This window comes from Microcoleus sp. Z1_A1 (assembly GCF_036700305.1).
GTDB lineage: Bacteria > Cyanobacteriota > Cyanobacteriia > Cyanobacteriales > Microcoleaceae > Microcoleus.
On sequence record NZ_JAUBOR010000041.1, the window covers coordinates 1 to 19,346 of the forward strand.

Sequence of the window (19,346 nt, forward strand, 5' to 3'; positions counted from 1 at the left end):
TCTTGAAAGTGGGATGGGCGTCCCGCCCGTCCACTCATGACGGGCGGGACGCCCATCCCACAATAACAATTAAAATTATAAGTTATTTAATTCGCGATCCTAATGGAAAATGGCTAAGGGAGCCTTTATACCATTTTAGATTTTAGATTTTAGATGAGAAAATAGGGGATGACTGATGACTGTCACGGTTGGGATCGCGGACCTACAGTTGCATTATTTTTAACTGGTGTTAGTAGAAATAAAACTCAACTATGAACTGAGAATATATAGCTAGAAGTTTTTTTTCAGATTTCGGTATTGTATCGGATTGTCCCCAAGCTATATTAAAATGATCGAGTTGTAGATTTTGAATTTTAATTATTTATGCGTATTTGGCAAGCCGATTTTTACCGCCGCCCTCTCCAAGACGAAACTGGTAAACCACTGTGGGAACTCTTAATTTGCGAATCGGAAGGCAGTTTTCAATTTAGCGCTGTTTGCAGCCAGGGGGACGCAAATTCTAATTGGCTAGCCTCGCAGTTGCAGCAGCAAGCTCAAACCCAGAATTTGCCAGATTTAATTCAAGTATTTAGGCCTCAGTCTCTGGGCTTAATTGAGGCTGCGGGCAAAGTTTTGGGTGTCAAGGTGGAAGCGACTCGCCGCACTGCTGCTCTCAAATTGCTGCTGCAACAACGCGCAAAAGAATATTTGAGTATGCCTAATTATACAGGTGAAACTTACAGTGCGATCGCCCTTGACTCGCCGCCGCCCGTACCCTTACCCGAAAACCTCTGGGGCGATGGCTGGCGTTTTGCTTCCCTACCCGCCGGCGACATTGAAGATGCTTTCCAAGGGCGTCCCTTGCCAATTTTGGAAATGCCAGAATTACTGTTACCGCTGAATTTGGGCTTGGCCTCAACAGTACCCGTACCGGGAGTTGTTATTGACGGTGGACGCCAGTCTATGCGCTTGGCTAGATGGCTTCAAGATGCCAAACCTTTTGCTTTGAATTATATTGCTGGAGAACCAGACGGATTGATATTGGAAGCTGGGTTAGTAGATAGGTGGGTTGTGGCTACTTTTGAAGATAGCGAGGTGAAAGCCGCGGCCCAAATTTACCAACAGCGCAAGCAATTAAGTAAAGGATTACATTTTTTGTTAGTCCAGCCCGATGATAGTGGCATGACTTATACAGGCTTTTGGCTGTTGAATCTCGATCGATAAGATGTAAATAATATTATTTGTGATGTTGATAAATCGCTCGCCGAAAAATAGTAAAACAGCGCTCGAACGCAGTTTTAGCAGATACAGACTCAGACACAAATTTTCAAACAGCTTGTTGAGCTCGCAAGAGATAGTGCTGCAAATTTATTCTACAACTAAAATCAAGCCGTTTTGGATGCCCTGACAAACTCGGTTGATGTGACACTGGTCTTTTTCGTTCAGACCTTTCTGGGCTAGCATTGCTGATTTCAGCAGCCGTCTGTCAAGGGGGGTAATTTGACGGAAAGCAAAGATGCGATCGACGATCGCCTCGATCGAGATTTTGGGGAGGTTAGCAGAGCTGACTGTCATGGTCTTCACACGCTAAAAGTTGATAACAGAACTGTGTATCTTTATTTTTAAAGATTTTGTGAAGCTACTTAGTGATTAAGATCACATAATTTTAGTGACAAAATAGTGTATGCAGGGTGACTTTTGTCACGAAATCTTTAATTATCTTTACGTCAACTTAACTCTGGCCCGATAGAATCACTGTGGTAAAACTCAAGCAGAGGGTAAAAATGGCACAAGCAAAAATCGGAATTATCGGCGGCAGCGGTTTGTATAAAATGGAGGCCCTCAAGGATATTGAAGAGGTGAAAATTGATACACCTTTTGGATCGCCATCGGATGCCGCAATTGTGGGAACATTGGACGGTACGCCGGTAGCATTTTTGGCTAGACACGGCCGCAACCACACTTTTTTGCCATCAGAAGTGCCGTATCGCGCAAATATTTATGCAATGAAGAGTTTGGGAGTTGAGTATTTAATCTCAGCGTCGGCGGTTGGTTCCCTGAAAACAGAGGCGAAACCTTTAGATATGGTAGTGCCGGATCAGTTTATCGATCGCACAAAAAATCGAGTTTCTACCTTTTTTGGAGAAGGAATAGTCGGTCACATCACATTCGGCGATCCGGTTTGCGGCGAATTGGCTAAAGTGTTAGCAAGTGCGATCGAATCCTTGAACCTCCCCGACGTTAACCTCCACCGGGGCGGCACTTACGTCTGCATGGAAGGCCCCGCATTTTCCACAAAAGCAGAATCAAACCTTTACCGCAGTTGGGATGCCACAGTCATTGGGATGACAAATTTGCCGGAAGCAAAATTAGCTAGAGAAGCTGAAATTGCCTACGCAACTTTAGCATTAGTCACAGACTACGACTGCTGGCATACCGAACACGACAGCGTAACAGTAGAAATGGTAATAGCAAATTTGCACCGAAATGCAGAGAATGCTCAAAAAGTCATTCAAGAAACAGTCCGTAGACTAACAGAAAATCCACCTGTTTCTGATGCACATTCTGCGTTGAAATATGCAATTCTGACTCGGCTGGATCAAGTGCCGGCCTCAACTAAGGAGAAAATGGGTTTGTTGTTGCAGAAGTATTTGTAATTAGTCATCCGTTTCGCGCCAGTAAATGCCACAATCTTGAGCTAGCGCATACTATCCGTCGGGGTCATGTCAACTATCTAATCGTGAAAGTAATTTTACGAGCAGTTAATGACCCCGATAAATGATGAATAATTGCTATAACTTCCTCTCGTGTGAGAACAGTTGGCATAGAACGACTTCTTTTGGGCCGTACTGTATCAACTTGTAAATCTAATTCTAAGTTTCGGCTTTTTGTGACTTAGGAGTTGACTATACGAAAAATTTCGCTATAATAAATATTTGGCTTGCTTAGTCTAAGAAAACAGCAATCTCTATCAATTTTAGGTACGAAGGAAAAGTCACATTGGATTTCACACCACAAGTTAGGAATACAGCAAACTAGCCAGATATCGATCGGTGTGATTGAATAGCTCGTGAAATACATGGAGTCAAAAACGTGCCAGATAGTCACAATATTAATGAAGTAATTTTTGTAGAGAGGGATACTCAAATTTTCAATATCCCTGACACTAAAACCAGGCTTTCAACACTGCAAAATTATTTCTTCCGTCGGCTAGAGACGTTACTGCGTTATACCCTTGATGTTGTGGCGCTAGTCTACGATGTGAATCCATACGAGAGAATGACTTTTGCCTACTCTCCAAGTCATCGAGATAAAGCAAAGGAGAACAAAGACTATGGCTTTGTTCATATTGGAATTATTGCAAAACGGGGTGACAAACCGCTCAAAATTCTCAAGACAAATGGACAGCCATTCTTTCATCATCCCACTTATCTGACGTTTAAGGTATTTCCTAGTGGAACAATTCATGCTGAGCTAATGCCATTTCGTCAAGGCGTAGATGATGCTTACGTGGCAAGAATTTCCCAACTTGTCGCTAAGTATAGCGAGGTTTTAATGCCACTATTATCGGTAGCACGTATTTCACATACGACGTATAATCCTGAATTTGAAGTTCTGCCTCTTCATCAGGCAATTGTGCCTGAAGAAGTAGGGTCAGAAGCTATAAGGTTGATATCACCAAAATACTACTTTCCTGTCAGTCCAGGGCGAGGATTGTCTGAACTAATTATTGCATTCATCCTCTTATATGCTTTAGCAGAATCATTTATTTTTATTGGTGAAGGACGAGAACCTCAGCTTGAAAATAGGCTTGAGCAATTCAAAGAATTTTATCTCGCTTTTAAAAATACCGAAAATGACATAGAAACAGAAGAAAGCGAGGAAGAAGATTTCGATTCTTCAAAAATGCCTGAACTAGACAGTTATTCTTTTGTGAGAGCAGGTAAATGGTGGGCTGTACTTGCTAGAGATAAATGGAAATGTCTTAGCTGTGGTAGATCGGCACGGGAAGATGGAGTTTTATTGGAAGTTGACCACATTATCCCCCGTTCAAAAGGTGGTTCTAACGATATGAGTAATCTACAAACTCTTTGCAAACAGTGTAATATTGGCAAAAGTAATCGAGACAGCACAAGACTTTGTGTGACTTCTGATGAATTGATAGATCGAATGTAGATAGCGTAATTTTTCGGCGCGTGACTTTTATTAGTCATCAGTGATAAATTTGAAATAATTTGTGGTCACGCAGCCTAGAATTACAGCTATTAACTTATCAACTGCTTGAATGCCTCGTGTTCGCGAAACATCGGATTTTAGCAATGCCGAAGCGATCGCTAGAACTGTTGGCCGTAGAAAACCAGCAGAATTTCCTATTTAGCAATTCAACTTTTCAGGAAAATATCCAAACTGTTAGCGGCGATCCCGCTTACAAACTTTTCCTCGGCTATCATACTCCTTGGTGGCACGAACTAGATATTCATGGTGGTACTTCGGCTACAGATTTGCCGATGCAAAAGTGTTACTACTTCGGTACAGAAAGCGCCCAAGGGGGCGATCCAAACAATCACAACTCCCTATTATTAAGTCTGTTTCCTGATAATATTGCTGCGGGTTTTTGGCGAACGATGGCCTATAATCCAGATAACCCAGAAAAACGTCCAGCTTTTCGCGGAGAACGAGGCGAAAAACTGGAATTGAGAGCTTTTCTGAAAAGTGATGGTTCTATTACCACAGACCCCTTAGTTCCTTCTCAGGATATGGTACGGACGGCCCAGCAACAACTCAAAGCCCTACACAATTTAGCATATATTCCAGAACCTTATACCGCCCTTTATATCGACTGGCAAAAAGATCCCTACGGGGGAGGATGGCACTCTTGGAACCCCCGCTGTCAGCCCTGGGAAGTGATGAAACAGATGCGGCATCCGATTCATGCTGCTAATGTTTATGTCTGCGGCGAAGCCTATTCAAATATGCAAGGATGGGTGCAAGGAGCGCTAAATAGTGCAGAATTAATGTTAGAAGAAAACTTTAAGTTTAGTCGGCCTGAATGGTTGCCACCCAATTATGATTTGGGGTCGTAAAATTCATTTTACTGTTTCCCAGACCGCCAGGGACTTAAGTCCCTGGCTAATAGCTAAAGTCCTCTGAACAGGACTGAAAAACTCATTCTACCTCGACTATATTTCTTGTGAAACAGGCATCTTGCCTGTTCAAAACTCGCTTTTTTGGAGATGTCTATTAGTCCTCTTTGAGAGGACTTTCGCTATTAGACAGGGAATTCATTCCCTGGCGGACTGACGGGCGGACGAAAGAACTGGGCGGACTGACAGCTTAAGTTGACACCAACGGAAACTAATCACCGACTCCCCAAAATAAACTCTCCCACCGAAGATTCGGCAAAATAATCGCATCCTGCTGCTGCTGCAAATAACTCGGAATTTCCCCCGCCCACCCCCGACGGCGCCAGATTCATTGCTGTTGCCACTAAATACATCGTTTGATACAAAATCCCAACGTGCTTTAATATAAGACTATAGGCCATTGATTCATAGCCCCAAGTTACTCTCGAAAAGCGAGAGGATAGCAGAATTAAAATCTGTGGTTCTACCTCTATCTGTACTGACAATCCTGCACTTTTTAGCAATGCTTCTACCTGCTTTGTTTTCCCAGAAATTTTACAAAGTTGGTGTTCTTCGGGTGCATAATAATACAAGCCAGCCTCAATATTTTCACAGGAATTGATAGCAGTATAAATCTCTAAATCGTAGCAAGCGCCTCCGGTTGGATAAGGTCTATTGCTGCAATCCATGTTATCTCTGGGGACAATCTCGCGCAATCTCGCGGAACGATAGAGGAATTCTCCTAATTGTTCAACAGTAATCGGTTTTTCTCCATGTTGCCGGATTGTCTTTCTTGATTCTAAAATTGCTGTAAACGGTGTATCTGTTTGTTTCAAACTGTCGATGTCAGGTTTATAAAGATTGATAATCTCGTTGGAAGGTTTGGCTTTGAGTACGGGTGTGGGTTCGATTTCTCCTAAAAATCGAAAGGTTTTGCCAATGAGATTAGAATGGCGGCCGCCGCGACTGCGGGAGTGAAATAATAAATCGTGAAATTCCCATTGAGTTAGAGTTTCACTTTGTTCTAAGCTGCTATTCTTGTTAACAGATGATAGCACTTCAGTCGCTAACAAAAAGCTGATAAATAATCGGGCAGTGGGTTCAGAAATCCCCGGAATTTTGGTTAAATCCGAGATGGCTTTAGGTTGCGAGACTTCGTTGATTAAAGCTGCACTGCGCCAATCTTCGAGGATAATTTTCGCTTTGGAAAGGGGCGATTCTACCACAAGATGTGATTTTTCTGAGTGGCAATAGGCAAAGCGTGAAAGTTGATAGTTATTATCAATAATTGTGTCTGATAATTGCCATTTATAGGGTGTGGCTATGGGGACGGCTGTAGCGATCGCACTGCCGTCTATTTCTAAGGTATGGTAAACTAAACCCAGGATGACAAATTGTTCTAGGTAGTAGTAGAATTTAGCGAGGGCGGAACTGCCATCGGTAGAAACTACCAGTTGAGTTAGGGCTGTTTCGGTTGCGCCTGCGGTAGAAATAACTTTAATCGCGGCGACAATTCCGGGAGAGAGTTTGTTGAGGTTAAAGTCGATGTAGGGGGCTTTTAAAATTAAGCCTTTTTCGGCATCCTCAATTATAGAAATTTCTGGCTTAAAAGTTAGGATGATTTGGGGGATGGTTTCACTCATAATTAAGCTTAAAAGAATATCGGGAATGGGTTGATTTGGTGTTCGGGGATGGGTGCATCTAGCCAGCCTAATTTCACGGGAATGTCATAAAGTCGCCCTGCTGCTAAGCGTTTCCAAAAGTGCCGCATTCCTGGTACTATAACTTTGACGACATTTAAGCCAATGTCGGGCCTGGTTTGATCTAAAACAAAGGTTTCTAAGCCTAATGTTTCAGCTATTTTTACGCACTTTTCAACGTCTGCTTTTAAATCATCGCTGGCTAAGTGGGGATAGTCAGATAGTAATTTTAAAGGTTGGGAAGTATCGGGCGTTAAATAAGATTTATTTTCTAGGGTGGCGGTTTTGTACCACTCAACGGTGAGGCCGTCGGAAACGCCGTAATTGGTGCTACCATCGCTGTTAAAGGTTAATACTGCGGGTAAAGATTGATTGACTTCTGTTAAAGCGCGAGATAGGGCAATTTTGGGATCGAAATGTGCGCCAAAGCCGAAAATAATGTCTTCGATTTCTCTGTCGATGCGGTGAGAAAGGGCGGCAAAAACGGGGATGTTAAAATCGTTGGTGAGGTCTAAAACCCACAGACTGCGGTCTATACTTTGATAATAGTTTCTGAGTTCTTGAATGTAGGAATCGTTAAAGCTATCTAAATCAACAGCGGGGACTTTAACCCGATTGTACCACCACAAAGCAACGCTATCTCGCTCCACTAATTCCATAAACCCTTGCAAAATTGCCTCTTCTTTGGTATTGCCGGCGGCGCTACCGTTGGAGTCCGCCCAACAGTCGGGTTTTTCGGGTTTGGGATAGCCGTAATAACAGTAAGCTGTGGGTAAATATTTGACTCGTTGATGAGTTAATGACCAAATTGGTGTCCAGTCAATTTCTCTGCCGGCATCGAAGGGTTCGGGGACTCTTTGAAAGAAGCTTTTACAGGTTCTATTCCAGTCGTGGCGAGTGCTATATTGTAATTCACTAAAACCCATGCAATCATTGGGGTGAATTGCGGTTTCTCCCATTGTTTGATAGCTGCCTTTTTGTCGAATTTCGTCGCCTTGAAATACACCGGAATATCTCTCAATGGCTTCTCCCAAGGCGCTGGCTTTGGCTTGTTCGTCGGTTTTGCCTTTGCCGGCACTTCTGCCCCGTAAGTTTTCTTTGAGGAAGTACAAGTCATCGAACATCGTAGCGAAATTGTGGCCGGCTAAGTAGTTCGGTGTTAAAGCATTGGTTGTTTGGGGAACTTTGAGTAAACCGCGCACAACTCCGGTTATGGGACTGATTTGGCTGTCAAATTTTTGCAGGGTTTCGGTTGGGGAAAAGCCGCGATGTCCGCCATCGGCGGTAAAGGTTTTTTTCTGGCTTTGGAGGACAAAGGGCTGGATTTCTTGGGGCGGAAGTAGACCGCATTCGGGGCATTGGGGGCGTTTAGTTATGGTGTGATTGGTGGTTTTGAGGGTTTTGGTGTCAAAGGTAATTATTGTATTTTCTAAATTTTTATTTTCGCCTTGGACAATCCATTTTGCTAGTTCTGTGGCGGCTAAATTTAAACCCATTTGTAAGGTGGAAGGTAGGTAAGATGGGGGATTTAATAAGGGTTTTGAGTAGTTATTTTGACGCTGGATGAAGCTTTGGGTGGGGCGATTTGCTCTCAGGCGTTGGGCGAGACATTCCCAGCAGGCGGTGGTTTCGGGGTGGAAAATCGGGCCGATCGCAATTGTGGAACTTGTAGGTTTGACGAGTAGCCAAGGTTGGCCTGTTTGAAGGGATTTTTGGTTGAATTCTCCCAGTTCTGGTTGCAGGTAATCGTCGGCTATGATTAGGGTGATATCTGCGGTGGTTGAGACTTGAATACCGAGGGTTTCTAGGGCGCTAATGCAAGTTTCTGCTGGGATTTGGCTGTAGGAAATGACGGCAACTTTCAGGGATTGCAAGCGGGATGCGGCTTGCTGGGGGGAGATGTTTAAGAGAGTGTAAAAGGCGGCGGTTTCTTCGGGGAGGGATGTGTCGTTTTCGATGAGGTGGCCTTGTTTTTCTAGCAGGGCTAGGGTATAGTAAATTTCTGCGGGTGAGGATTGATTTCGCAGTTGGTTGACGATTTCGTCGGCGGTGTTGCGGCCGTTAATTAAGGGGGTTAATAGTTCGTAAAGGTGGCCTGAGAGGACGAAGGAATCTGACTCGGAGATCAGGAATACTCCTACCGATTTGATGATTTCGACGGTGAAGCAATTTTTAAACTTTGGTTGGTAGAGCATCCTGAATGGTGTTTAATATAATTTTTGAATAGATTTTAGGATAATATCAAAGCCGGGGCGAGTTCGCTGAGATACTTGATAATTATTAACAAATGATCTTAACATACAACCGACAGTCCGGCAGGGGTTAAAACCCCTGCCTCATAGCGAAAGTCCTCTCAAAGAGGACTAATATCATGTCCGATCGCACAATTACAATAAGTTAGGTTTGTATTACTAGCGATCGACCGGACATAATATTATCAGCAGTTACCCGAACCCGATCTAATCAGTTCTTCAGTCCTCTTTCAGAGGACTTTCGCTATGAGACAGGGGTTTCAACCCCTGGCGGACTGCCGGGTGAGCGAGAGGACTGCCGGACTAAAAGCTTAAGTTTCTGTAGGGTGCGTCGCTGTGAGAAGTTAAATGGAACTTGTAGATTGACTGGTGGCGACGCACCTTACCTACGACAAGATTGTGTGTACCATATATACATGGAATATGCTGTATCTCGATCGCAACTTTTATACCTATTTCCCAAATACTAGCAACAGAAAACCACAATTCGTTCGTTTTATCAACAATTTGTACGATCGCCTCCTCACTCAATCTTTATCGATACCTACGGTTTCCATATCTTAAAAAATTAAACTTATACATAAAATATAGTCGATCGCCCGAAAAGCTAATTCTCATCGAGAGACCCCGCTGTGACTATAGAGTTCCACTTAACCAAGCTTGGGCGATCGCCTTTGACATTTCCTGTTCGCTCGCCGTCAAATCTTGTTGCAAAACTGACATAATTATATTCCTCTGTTAGATCAACCTAATCTTGTTCTGGCAATTAATGCCGATACAGTACAACAGCCTCATCCGCTTGTCAACTGCGGAAACACCAACTCTTCTGAAGCGGCCCCGCTGCGAGTAACAAGCGGGGCTAAAAAACTGGCAAGCTACCGATGCAGCTTGGGGGAAGCTAAAGGGACTTTAGCAACTGAGCCGAATAATTCCGCCTGGGAATCTTTCAGACCGTCCCTCAAGCCAACGGCTAATCTCTGCGTCTGTCAGATTATCGGGTTTGGGAGGCAGGGGCATTTCGTAAATCACTGTCTCCCCTTCAGTACCTCGAAGGACGGGAACTGCATCGGGAGCCTGATTTACTTGGACTTCTACGAAATCTTCCAAAATTAACCCATTGTCTCGCAGCGTGGCTGCGGGCTCGTTGAGTAGCCGATTATATAAAGCTTCGTCCAACCATGCTTGACCAATCAGTCGGGCTATTTGTGTTTCCCAACTTCTCCAATCCTGGGGAAAAGCCATAATTTTCTCCTAGCTCCCTTTTGCGGGAAATATAGATTTTGCTGTTATTGTATAGCAGATGCGTTCTCTACAGTTTCGATTGGCAACTATTGACCGCGGCAGGGCTGATTGTATTATGTTAAATGTTGTAGGGGCGGGTTCACCAGCAATATTTGGTTAAGATCGATTATCTCATAAACCCGCCCCCACTTGGGCGGCAAATCTCCCGATCGCTTCATGTCATATCCTATCCGATGAATTGACCATCATAATATTCCGGCCGGGGCGGGTTTATCAGATGGTTGATTTTCACCAAATATTGTTGGCGAACCCGCCCCTACAGTTTTTTGATCGTGGTGCAAAATGTGAATTTTTACGGATTTTCTTGATGATACAGTGGTTTTCACTCCCGATCAGTTAATATCACTAACAAGTACAATACCAACTAGCGCAGGGACTATGCTCGGACTTAACGGATATCGCATTGTACAAGAAATTCACAGCGGCGTAAAAAGTTTGGTTTATCGAGGCTACCGCGAAGCAGACCAGCAACCCGTTATCGTCAAACTCCTTAAATCCGAGTACCCCACTCTGGAAGAAGTCACCCGCCTCAGAAATGAATACAAAATTGCCCAACCCCTAGACAGTTCTAGTATCACCAAAGTCTATAGCCTAGAAAACTATCGCAATAGCTTTGCCCTAATCTTAGAAGATTTTGGCGGCTCCTCTCTCGACCAGTTACTTACTAACCAAACCTTACCTGTAACAGAAGTTCTGAGAATTGCCATTGTCTTAATAGATGCCTTAGATTATTTGCACCGCCATTCGATTATTCACAAAGATATTAAACCGGCTAATATTATTATTAACTCTACCACAGGCGAAGTCAAACTCACTGACTTTAGCATATCCTCCCGCCTGCAACAAGAAAATCAATCTGTTAGCAACCCCTCGGAACTAGCGGGTACTCTCGCCTATCTCTCCCCAGAACAAACGGGGCGAATGAACCGCTCCGTAGATTACCGAACCGACTATTATTCTTTAGGAGTGACTTTATACGAACTGCTGGCGGGTCAGTTACCTTTTGCCACGGTCGAGCCGATGGAATTAATACATTGTCACTTAGCTAAACAGCCTTTACCACTTTGTGAAATTAGAGAAATTCCCCAAGTTATTTCTGATATCGTCATGAAACTCTTAGCCAAAACCGCAGAAGAGAGATATCAAAGCGCAGCGGGATTAAAATTTGACTTAGAAAGTTGTTTAAATCAGTTGCTTGCTACGGGAACAATAGCACCTTTTGCCATTGCCACCCGCGACAAAGGTAGCCAACTCCTGATTCCACAAAAACTTTACGGCCGCGAACAGGAAGTAATAGAATTACTAGCCGCCTTTGAAAGAATTAGCCACTCGACTCTTACCCCGACATCTCTAACCCCCAACCCCCTTACTAAGGGGGCTTTAGAACCAGCAGAATCCCCTCTTACCCCAACACCTCTTACCCCCCCCTTAGCAAGGGGGGCCGGGGGGGTTCAAAACCATGCTTCAGAAGCAGAATCCTCCTCCACTCTTACTCCCCCCTTATCAAGGGGGGCCGGGGGGGATCAAACCGAGGAATCAACTCTTACCCCTTCCCCTTCCCCTTCCCCTTCCCCTTCCAGCAGCGAAATGATCCTAGTTTCCGGCTATTCCGGCATAGGCAAAACCGCCATTGTCAACGAAGTCCACAAACCCATAGTCCGCCAACGCGGTTACTTCATTTCCGGCAAATTCGACCAATTTAACCGCAACATTCCCTACTCAGCCATCATCACCGCTTTTCAAGCCTTAATTAACCAATTACTCACAGAAAATGCCGGACAAATTGCCAGTTGGAAACATCAACTCTTAGATGCCCTCACCCCCAACGCCCAAGTCATTATTGATGTCATCCCCGAAGTAGAATTTATTATCGGTTCGCAGCCAGAAGTGCCACAATTAGGGCCAACAGAATCACAAAACCGCTTCAATCGAGTTTTTCAACAATTCCTCAAAGTCTTTTGTCAGCCCCAACACCCCGTTGTCCTGTTTTTAGATGACTTACAGTGGGCAGATGCAGCCTCCCTGAAACTGATGCAACTGCTGATGAGTGACTCTGACAGCCAATTTTTGTTAATTATTGGAGCATATCGCGATAACGAAGTCAACCCCACTCACCCTTTAATTCAAACCTTAGAAAAAATCCGCGAATCCGGGGCAAATCTCAACAACATCACCGTCCAACCTTTAGCCATCAATCATGTTAGCCAACTGATTGCCGATACTCTCAATGAATCGGCAGCCACAAGACGCATTCAATCCTTTTCACAACTCCTATTTAGCAAAACCCAAGGCAACCCCTTCTTTTTAACCCAACTGCTGAAAACCCTCGCCTTGGAAAACCTGCTGCATTATGAAGCCAGCAGCGATAAATGGCAATGGGATATCGAGGCAATCCAAGCCATTGGCATTACCGATTTAAATGTGGTCGAACTCATTGCTAGAAACATTCAAAAGCTACCAGAGGTTACTCAGAAAGCCTTAAAACTTGCCGCTTGCGTTGGCAACACTTTCAACTTAGATGTTTTAGCCATTGTCAACGAAGCATCAGAATTAGTAACGGGGGCGCAGTTGTGGCCAGCGCTTCAGGCGGGTTTGATTTTGCCCCTGTCGGAAGCCTACAAAATTACCCTGGTATTTGCTGAGTCGGAATCTGAATCAGTGCGGCTGCAAGATGTGAAAGTAGATTACAAATTCTTGCACGACAGAGTGCAGCAATCTGCCTATTCTTTGATTCCCGAAACCGATAAAAAATCAACTCACTTCCAAATCGGTCAATTGCTGCTGCAAAATACCACAGCAGAAGAACGCAAAAACAATATTTTTGCCCTGGTTAATCAATTGAATTTTGGCATAGAGACAACCACAGAAGAATTACCGCTACTAGCTACCCAGTCAGACAAAAACCTGTTAGCAGAACTTAACTTGATTGCAGGTCAAAAAGCTAAAGCATCCGCAGCTTTTGAAGCGGCGGTTAATTATTTTAATATCAGTTTGGGACTGCTGGCTGCCGATAGTTGGCAGAGTGATTATGACTTAACGCTGCCTATTTATGTGGAAACCGTAGAATCTGAATATTTAAACGCCAATTTTGAACAGGCAGAGCAGCTTTTAGAAATTGTGTTACAAGAAGCAAAAACGCTTTTAGATAGGGTGAAAGTTTACGAAGTAAAAATTCAGTCTTATATTTCTCAATATAGGTTTTCAGAAGCAATAGAGACAGGACTGGAAGTTCTGGAAAAATTGGGAGTATCGCTGTCTCAAATGTCGGAATCTCCCGGAATTTTGATTCAGGCAATTTTAAGAAAACTGGCAGAAGAAAACAAACAAATTGAGGATTTAGCAGACCTTCCCGAAATGACCGATCCTTATCAGTTTGCCACAATTTTGATTCTTTTAAAAGTTAATCCTGCTTCTTATATGACGAATCCTGCATTAGGATATCGGCTTTTATCTGCAATGGTAGATATCTGTTTAAATTACGGCAATCCTCCTTTAGCTGCTAGCGTTTACGTTAATTATGGTATGTTTTTGAGTGCTTTTGGAGATATTGACTCAGGATATAGATTTGGTCAGTTATCTTTAAGATTGCTGGACCAATTTAATGCCCAAAAAATAAAAGCAATTGTTCTACAGTGCTTTAACGCATTTATTAAACACTGGAAAAACCATGTTAGGGAAACCATAGACTATTTGCAAGAGGCTTTTAATAGTGGGTTAGAAACCGGAAATTTAGAGTATGCCGGCTATGCAATTTTGAGCTATCACGAGCATAAATTGTATTTGGGAGGCGACTTAGAATCTCTAGAAGCTGAAAGTCGAGAATATCTTTATTTGATTCAAAATCTTAAACAAGATTATTCTATTGAAGGTTTAAATAGGATTCGGCAGTTTATTTTGAATTTGCTGGGTCACTCAAACCGACCAACTGAGTTAACTGGTGATGAATATAATGAAAAAGTTTTTATTAAAGCTGCATTACAAATGAATAACTATTTTAACTTATTTTTTTTATACTATTTTAAAACCCTCCTTTCATATTTATTTAAAGAACCAGAAGCGGCAGTTGAGAATGCTCGAGAATCAGATAAATATAAAGCACCTGCTGGCAGTCTGATGGCTACAGCACAACTCAACTTTTACTACTCCCTCAGCCTCCTCGCTCAATATCCCCACGTCAGCGAAACCGAACAGACAGAATATCTCGAACAAGTAGCCACCAATCAACAAACAATGAGATATTGGGCTAACAATTGCCCCGCCAACTACCAACACAAATACGAGCTAGTAGAAGCCGAAAAAGCCCGAATTTTAGGAGACTACCCCGCAGCCCTCACCCTCTACGATGCGGCCATCACCGGAGCCAGAGAACAGCAATACACCCAAGAAGAAGCCCTCGCCAACGAACTCACCGGCGAATTTCACCTAACTCGCGGCCAAGAAAACATGGCCCGCTTCTTCCTACTAGAAGCATACTACTGCTACATCCGCTGGGGAGCCAAAGCCAAAGTCAAAGACTTAGAAACCCGATATCCGCAATTCTTCGCCAAAATCAACGCTCAAAAACCCCCAGAAACCAGCCTCACCTTAGCCACCATCATCACCAGCAGCGGCAATTCAGAAGGATTTGACTTAGCCTCCGTCTTCAAAGCCGCCCAAGCCATCTCCAGTGAAATAGTCCTCAGTGAATTGCTAGCAAAACTAATCAAAATCGCCATAGAAAATGCCGGCGCACAAACCGGATATTTGCTGCTCAAACACTCAAACACATTCACCGTAGAAGCCGTCGGACAAGTCGAAGGCGACAACATCACCCTCTCACAAATCCCCCATCTGCCCCTCCCCGAAATCCTCCCCATGAGCGTCATCAACTATGTTGAAAGAACCAAAAAACCTGCCGTCTTAAACAATGCTACCACCGAGGCAATGTTTGCCGCAGACCCCTATATTGTTGCCCATCAAACCAAATCCATACTCTGTACTCCCATCATCAATCAAGGTCGCTTCATGGGCGTAGTTTACTTAGAAAACAACCTAGCAGAAAAAGTATTTACCCCAGCGCGAATAGAAGTTTTAAAACTCCTATCTTCCCAGGCATCTATCGCCTTAGAAAATGCCCAACTTTATCAAACCCTAGAACAAAAAGTAGAAGAACGCACCGCACAATTAGCCCAAGCTAATAAAGAAATATTGGTTTTGAACCAACGGCTAAAAGTAGAAAACCTTCGCATGAGTGCCGAACTAGACGTAACCCGCCGCCTGCAACAAATGATTTTGCCTCAACAGCAGGAATTAGAGTCAATTGCAGGGCTAGAAATTGCTGCATTCATGGAACCGGCTGATGAAGTTGGTGGCGACTACTACGACGTACTAAATCACGGCGGTAAAGCCACCATTGGGATCGGCGACGTGACAGGACACGGTTTAGAAAGCGGCGTGTTAATGATTATGGCGCAAACAGCAATTCGCACTTTGCTGGTTCACAAGGAAACCGACCCCGTTAAATTATTACAGACAGTCAACCAAACGCTTTTTGATAACGTAGAGCGCATGGATTCCGGTAAAAATATGAGCCTTTCTTTGCTAGAATATCGGGACAACACCCTGCATTTGAGCGGACAGCACGAAGAGGTGATTGTCGTTCGTGACGGCGGCGAAGTAGAGCGGATTGATACCATCGAGTTAGGGTTTCCCATCGCCTTGGAAGCAGATATTGCCGATTTCATTGCTTCTACTGAAATACAGTTGAATTCGGGGGATGTTGTCATACTCTACACAGATGGAATTACCGAAGCTTTTGATATGAAGAAAAATCAATACGGTATCGAGCCATTGATTGAAGTTGTTGTCCTTAACAGGGAACTGTCAGCAGCAGAAATCAAGCAAGCGGTTATTGACGACGTGCGACGATACATCGGGGAGCAAAAAGTATTTGATGACATTACTTTGGTAGTAATCAAACAGAAGTAATACTAATTCTCTAAAATCGTGCAACACTCTTCGACCCCCCCTAGCCCCCCGCTGCATTGCGGGGGGAAGAAGAATACTGTTGCATTCTTTTTTAAAATTGGTATTACAGCAGATTCCACGCTTATGAAGTACCCCCGCCTAGCGTCATATCTCCGTAGGGAAACGGCGAAAACCTTTGTCCCTACATTCCATAAACCTGGAATAGGCTGTATGTATTTTCCCACTCATCTACTTAGTTCCGATCAATTAATCAACTGCTTGAATGCGTCGTGTTCGCGAATCTTCTCCAAATCAGCTTCACTTTTTGCCAACTCTTTACACACATTGGGATTGAGATTGAGGGCGCGCTTTAAATTTTCAATGGCTAATTCAATTTTACCTTGTAGTGCATAACATCGGGCTTTGTTGTACCAAATTCTGTAAAAGTCAGGCCGGATTTTAGCCGCATTGTCGTAGGATGCGATCGCAGCTTCGTATTTTTGCAATTTGGAGAGTGCAACGCCTCGATTGTTCCAAGCGTCAGTATAATCATTTTTAATTTGTAGGGCTTGATTGTAAGAAATTACTGCTTGTTCGTACTCCTGCATTTTGGAAAACGCAACGCCTCGGTTGTTCCAAGCATCGGCATAATCGGGTTTGGCTTGAATTGCCTGTTCGTAACAGCCGATCGCCTCCTGGTACTTCTGCAACTCCAACAATACCACGCCTCGATTGTTCCAAGCGTCGGGATAATTGGGGCGAATTGTAGTAGCTTGTTCGTAGGAGGCGATCGCCTCTGGATACCGCTGCATTCTTGTGAGCACTACTCCTCGGTTATTCCAAGTATCGGCTAAATCCGGCTGAATTTGCAGGGCCCGATCGTAAGCTGCGATCGCATCTTGATAACGGTTTTCAAAGAAACAAGCATCTCCCTGTTTAGCATAGTCGGCGGCCGTCAATAGCTGTTGGTAATTGCCATAGTTAACCGGAGCAAATTCTTGAATTTGGGCATCGGGGAATAAAAGGTCTGTTTCTGCCTCTGCCGAGTGATTTTGGTGTTGAATTTCGCCTAAGATAGTTTCAGCGTCGGAAATTAATAGTTTTAATTGAGAGATTGTATCGTAATGGAGACTTTCAATTTCTTGGCGGGCAATTGTTGTCTGCTTGGACAATTTGCTCAACAGAAACCAAACCCCGACTCCGGCTGCTGCCGGAAACAAAGTTAGGGCAATTACCAGCCCGTTAAGCAGTACCGCCGTGCGCCCGAAGGCAATGTCAACTTCTTCTTGAACTCGATCGCGAATTTCTTCTTTAAGTTGCTGCTGTGAGAATTGCTGCTGAACCAACAGTGCCGCCGTCGGTTCAGATGCAAAAACGGTATTGGCGCAGACTAGAATAGTCAAAAGGGCGATCGGGCTAATACTTTTTCTAAAGATACTTGACAAACGCATTGCCTTAGTGATACGCACCTGAGTTGCGATTTCCATGTGTCAAGAGATGCTGATAACGATGATCCCAGACTAGCCCATTTGTTCACCAAAAAATTGGGTTTGAAGCCCCGTCATAAGCTTGACGGCTTTAATTATAAAACTTTGTTAAAATATCTAATAAATCCTCAGCTAAAGTTTATAATTTAGACAGGCAAGTAAGAACAACCATCTACGTGTTGAAACGATTTCATAAGGTGAAACTCCTGGGTTGGATCGCTACTCGGCAATGCCGAGCCTGTCCAAACACGTAATAGTGAGTCGTTGAGCGTACCTAACTGGATTATTGATGGAATCAGAAAGCGATCTAAAAACAAAAGTAAGCGCAACAGCAATACTTCTCGTCCAAGTAGTTGTTTCGAGCGTGTAGATGCGATTTGACAGCGCGTTTAAGACTTAAGTCTTAAGAATCTCCGTGGCTTTAGCCCGGAGAGTGTCAAACGTTAGTAGCTTTGACACAGGATACTGTGATTTTGGAGTTTAAGGAAGGGCCTTACGACGTGGGGGCTGATAAAGACTTTTTGGCAAGTTTTCCTGCTGAGGGAACTGCGGCGGCGCGAGAATTAGTCCTGATTTGGGAAGCGGAATTTAACAGTTGACTGTTGAGAGTTGACAGTTGGCTGTTGACTGTTGACTGTTGACTGTTGACTGTTGACTGTTAAAAATCTAAAATCTAAAATCTAAAATCTAAAATCTAAAATCGATGGGCTGTTGACTGTTAAAAATCTAAAATCTAAAATCTAAAATCTAAAATCTAAAATCGATGGGCTGATTACTAATTACTGATAAATCTAATTGTCGTCATTCGATTGTATAAATCCGGGGCGGTGCGAATGATTTTTCTCAGGATCTCATCCGTCACCCAAAAGACGAGGGGAAAGGAAAATTTTTTGCTGAATTCGCTGCATAATAGGTTGGTAGAAACGAGCAATCGATCGATCGGCTCCACGGATTCCAAACCGAGGAGCATTAAAGCTGGAGGCTTTTCGCCATCTATTTCTGCTGCGATTGTCGTGTAGAGAGTTGTCGCCGATTTGGGCAAAAACAGTTGTCGCGGTTTCACGGGACAATTTGCTTGCAGCCGATCGACTATTTGCTGCCGCAAAGCTAGCGAGTTGCAGTTGACTAAAACGAAAGAAAAGTAACCTTGGGAAAGACGGAGCGCCCGAATTAAAGTTGAGAACGACCGCTCGTTATATTTAGCTGAGTCGTACTTAGCTGAGTCGTACTTAGCTGTATTTTCTGAGCTTTGCTCGACAAACATAAATTGCATATTTTTTATCTAGTTTTAGAGATTTTCTAGATTAAATGATGTTTCTAAAGAAAATGTGAAGATCGGAAATTTATTTTTTCCTTTAAAAACATTTGGGTCACTATACCACGGTTTTAAATTAATATCAATAGTCCGAGCGAAATATTCCGAGCGATAGATTTGGCTTGAAGCACTCAAAAAGAACCTGCGACGGCACAACACAAGTATAGCCACTGCAGAACGAAGAAGCATATTTGGCAATGGTTTCAGCAATTAATAACGTTCTAAATATTTGGCACAATTGC

At 43.6% G+C, this 19,346-nt stretch carries 13 protein-coding genes; 7 read left to right on the forward strand and 6 right to left on the reverse strand.

Annotation, left to right across the window (positions count from 1 at the left end; all coding sequences use genetic code 11):
* The first annotated feature begins 363 nt into the window (after nucleotides 1-363).
* Nucleotides 364-1,203 (forward strand): Tab2/Atab2 family RNA-binding protein, encoded by an 840-nt coding sequence (locus QT973_RS21670; RefSeq protein ID WP_333053877.1) that lies wholly within the window; start codon nucleotides 364-366, stop codon nucleotides 1,201-1,203.
* A 144-nt stretch (nucleotides 1,204-1,347) separates the two neighbouring features.
* Here QT973_RS21670 and QT973_RS21675 read toward each other — a convergent pair whose 3' ends face one another.
* Nucleotides 1,348-1,554 (reverse strand): hypothetical protein, encoded by a 207-nt coding sequence (locus tag QT973_RS21675; RefSeq protein WP_333053879.1) that lies wholly within the window; start codon nucleotides 1,552-1,554, stop codon nucleotides 1,348-1,350.
* Between the two features lie 209 nt (nucleotides 1,555-1,763).
* Here QT973_RS21675 and QT973_RS21680 point away from each other — a divergent pair, with 209 nt between their 5' ends.
* The 3 genes from QT973_RS21680 (at nucleotide 1,764) to QT973_RS21690 (ending at nucleotide 5,063) form a co-directional block, all read left to right on the forward strand.
* On the forward strand, nucleotides 1,764-2,636 hold the full coding sequence (locus tag QT973_RS21680) for an S-methyl-5'-thioadenosine phosphorylase (protein ID WP_333053880.1): 873 nt from the start codon (nucleotides 1,764-1,766) through the stop codon (nucleotides 2,634-2,636).
* A 436-nt stretch (nucleotides 2,637-3,072) separates the two neighbouring features.
* Nucleotides 3,073-4,155 (forward strand): HNH endonuclease, encoded by a 1,083-nt coding sequence (locus QT973_RS21685; protein ID WP_333053881.1) that lies wholly within the window; start codon nucleotides 3,073-3,075, stop codon nucleotides 4,153-4,155.
* A 116-nt stretch (nucleotides 4,156-4,271) separates the two neighbouring features.
* Nucleotides 4,272-5,063 (forward strand): FAD-dependent oxidoreductase, encoded by a 792-nt coding sequence (locus QT973_RS21690; RefSeq protein ID WP_333240564.1) that lies wholly within the window; start codon nucleotides 4,272-4,274, stop codon nucleotides 5,061-5,063.
* Nucleotides 5,064-5,338: 275 nt separating this feature from the next.
* On the opposite strand, the gene QT973_RS21695 is transcribed toward QT973_RS21690, so the two are convergent.
* Nucleotides 5,339-6,745, reverse strand: a complete 1,407-nt coding sequence (locus QT973_RS21695) for a SagB family peptide dehydrogenase (RefSeq protein ID WP_333053886.1) — start codon at nucleotides 6,743-6,745, stop codon at nucleotides 5,339-5,341.
* Between the two features lie 8 nt (nucleotides 6,746-6,753).
* On the reverse strand, nucleotides 6,754-8,997 hold the full coding sequence (locus QT973_RS21700) for a TOMM precursor leader peptide-binding protein (RefSeq protein ID WP_333053887.1): 2,244 nt from the start codon (nucleotides 8,995-8,997) through the stop codon (nucleotides 6,754-6,756).
* 426 nt (nucleotides 8,998-9,423) lie between these two features.
* Here QT973_RS21700 and QT973_RS21705 point away from each other — a divergent pair, with 426 nt between their 5' ends.
* Nucleotides 9,424-9,618 (forward strand): hypothetical protein, encoded by a 195-nt coding sequence (locus QT973_RS21705; RefSeq protein WP_333232764.1) that lies wholly within the window; start codon nucleotides 9,424-9,426, stop codon nucleotides 9,616-9,618.
* A 345-nt stretch (nucleotides 9,619-9,963) separates the two neighbouring features.
* Here QT973_RS21705 and QT973_RS21710 read toward each other — a convergent pair whose 3' ends face one another.
* Nucleotides 9,964-10,296 (reverse strand): hypothetical protein, encoded by a 333-nt coding sequence (locus tag QT973_RS21710; RefSeq protein ID WP_333053888.1) that lies wholly within the window; start codon nucleotides 10,294-10,296, stop codon nucleotides 9,964-9,966.
* Between the two features lie 438 nt (nucleotides 10,297-10,734).
* On the opposite strand from QT973_RS21710, the gene QT973_RS21715 reads away from it, so the two are divergent.
* Entirely contained in the window at nucleotides 10,735-16,323 is a 5,589-nt protein-coding gene (locus QT973_RS21715) for a protein kinase domain-containing protein (protein ID WP_333392146.1), read from the forward strand.
* Nucleotides 16,324-16,565: 242 nt separating this feature from the next.
* On the opposite strand, the gene QT973_RS21720 is transcribed toward QT973_RS21715, so the two are convergent.
* Nucleotides 16,566-17,771, reverse strand: a complete 1,206-nt coding sequence (locus tag QT973_RS21720) for a tetratricopeptide repeat protein (protein ID WP_333299387.1) — start codon at nucleotides 17,769-17,771, stop codon at nucleotides 16,566-16,568.
* A 470-nt stretch (nucleotides 17,772-18,241) separates the two neighbouring features.
* Here QT973_RS21720 and QT973_RS21725 point away from each other — a divergent pair, with 470 nt between their 5' ends.
* The gene (locus tag QT973_RS21725) at nucleotides 18,242-18,388 is read left to right on the forward strand and encodes a hypothetical protein (RefSeq protein ID WP_333053892.1); all 147 of its coding nucleotides are present in this window, start codon (nucleotides 18,242-18,244) and stop codon (nucleotides 18,386-18,388) included.
* Between the two features lie 176 nt (nucleotides 18,389-18,564).
* Here QT973_RS21725 and QT973_RS21730 read toward each other — a convergent pair whose 3' ends face one another.
* Nucleotides 18,565-19,062: a hypothetical protein gene (locus tag QT973_RS21730; protein WP_333392148.1), complete on the reverse strand. Its 498-nt coding sequence runs from the start codon at nucleotides 19,060-19,062 to the stop codon at nucleotides 18,565-18,567.
* Between the last annotated feature and the right edge of the window lie 284 nt (nucleotides 19,063-19,346).

Coding starts and splice junctions, on each gene's coding strand:
- QT973_RS21710 (WP_333053888.1), bottom strand. CDS start 10,296: ATGGCTTTTCCCCAGGATTGGAGAAGTTGGGAAACACAAATAGCCCGA.
- QT973_RS21730 (WP_333392148.1), bottom strand. CDS start 19,062: ATGCAATTTATGTTTGTCGAGCAAAGCTCAGAAAATACAGCTAAGTAC.
- QT973_RS21670 (WP_333053877.1), top strand. CDS start 364: ATGCGTATTTGGCAAGCCGATTTTTACCGCCGCCCTCTCCAAGACGAA.
- QT973_RS21715 (WP_333392146.1), top strand. CDS start 10,735: ATGCTCGGACTTAACGGATATCGCATTGTACAAGAAATTCACAGCGGC.
- QT973_RS21700 (WP_333053887.1), bottom strand. CDS start 8,997: ATGCTCTACCAACCAAAGTTTAAAAATTGCTTCACCGTCGAAATCATC.
- QT973_RS21680 (WP_333053880.1), top strand. CDS start 1,764: ATGGCACAAGCAAAAATCGGAATTATCGGCGGCAGCGGTTTGTATAAA.
- QT973_RS21695 (WP_333053886.1), bottom strand. CDS start 6,745: ATGAGTGAAACCATCCCCCAAATCATCCTAACTTTTAAGCCAGAAATT.
- QT973_RS21675 (WP_333053879.1), bottom strand. CDS start 1,554: ATGACAGTCAGCTCTGCTAACCTCCCCAAAATCTCGATCGAGGCGATC.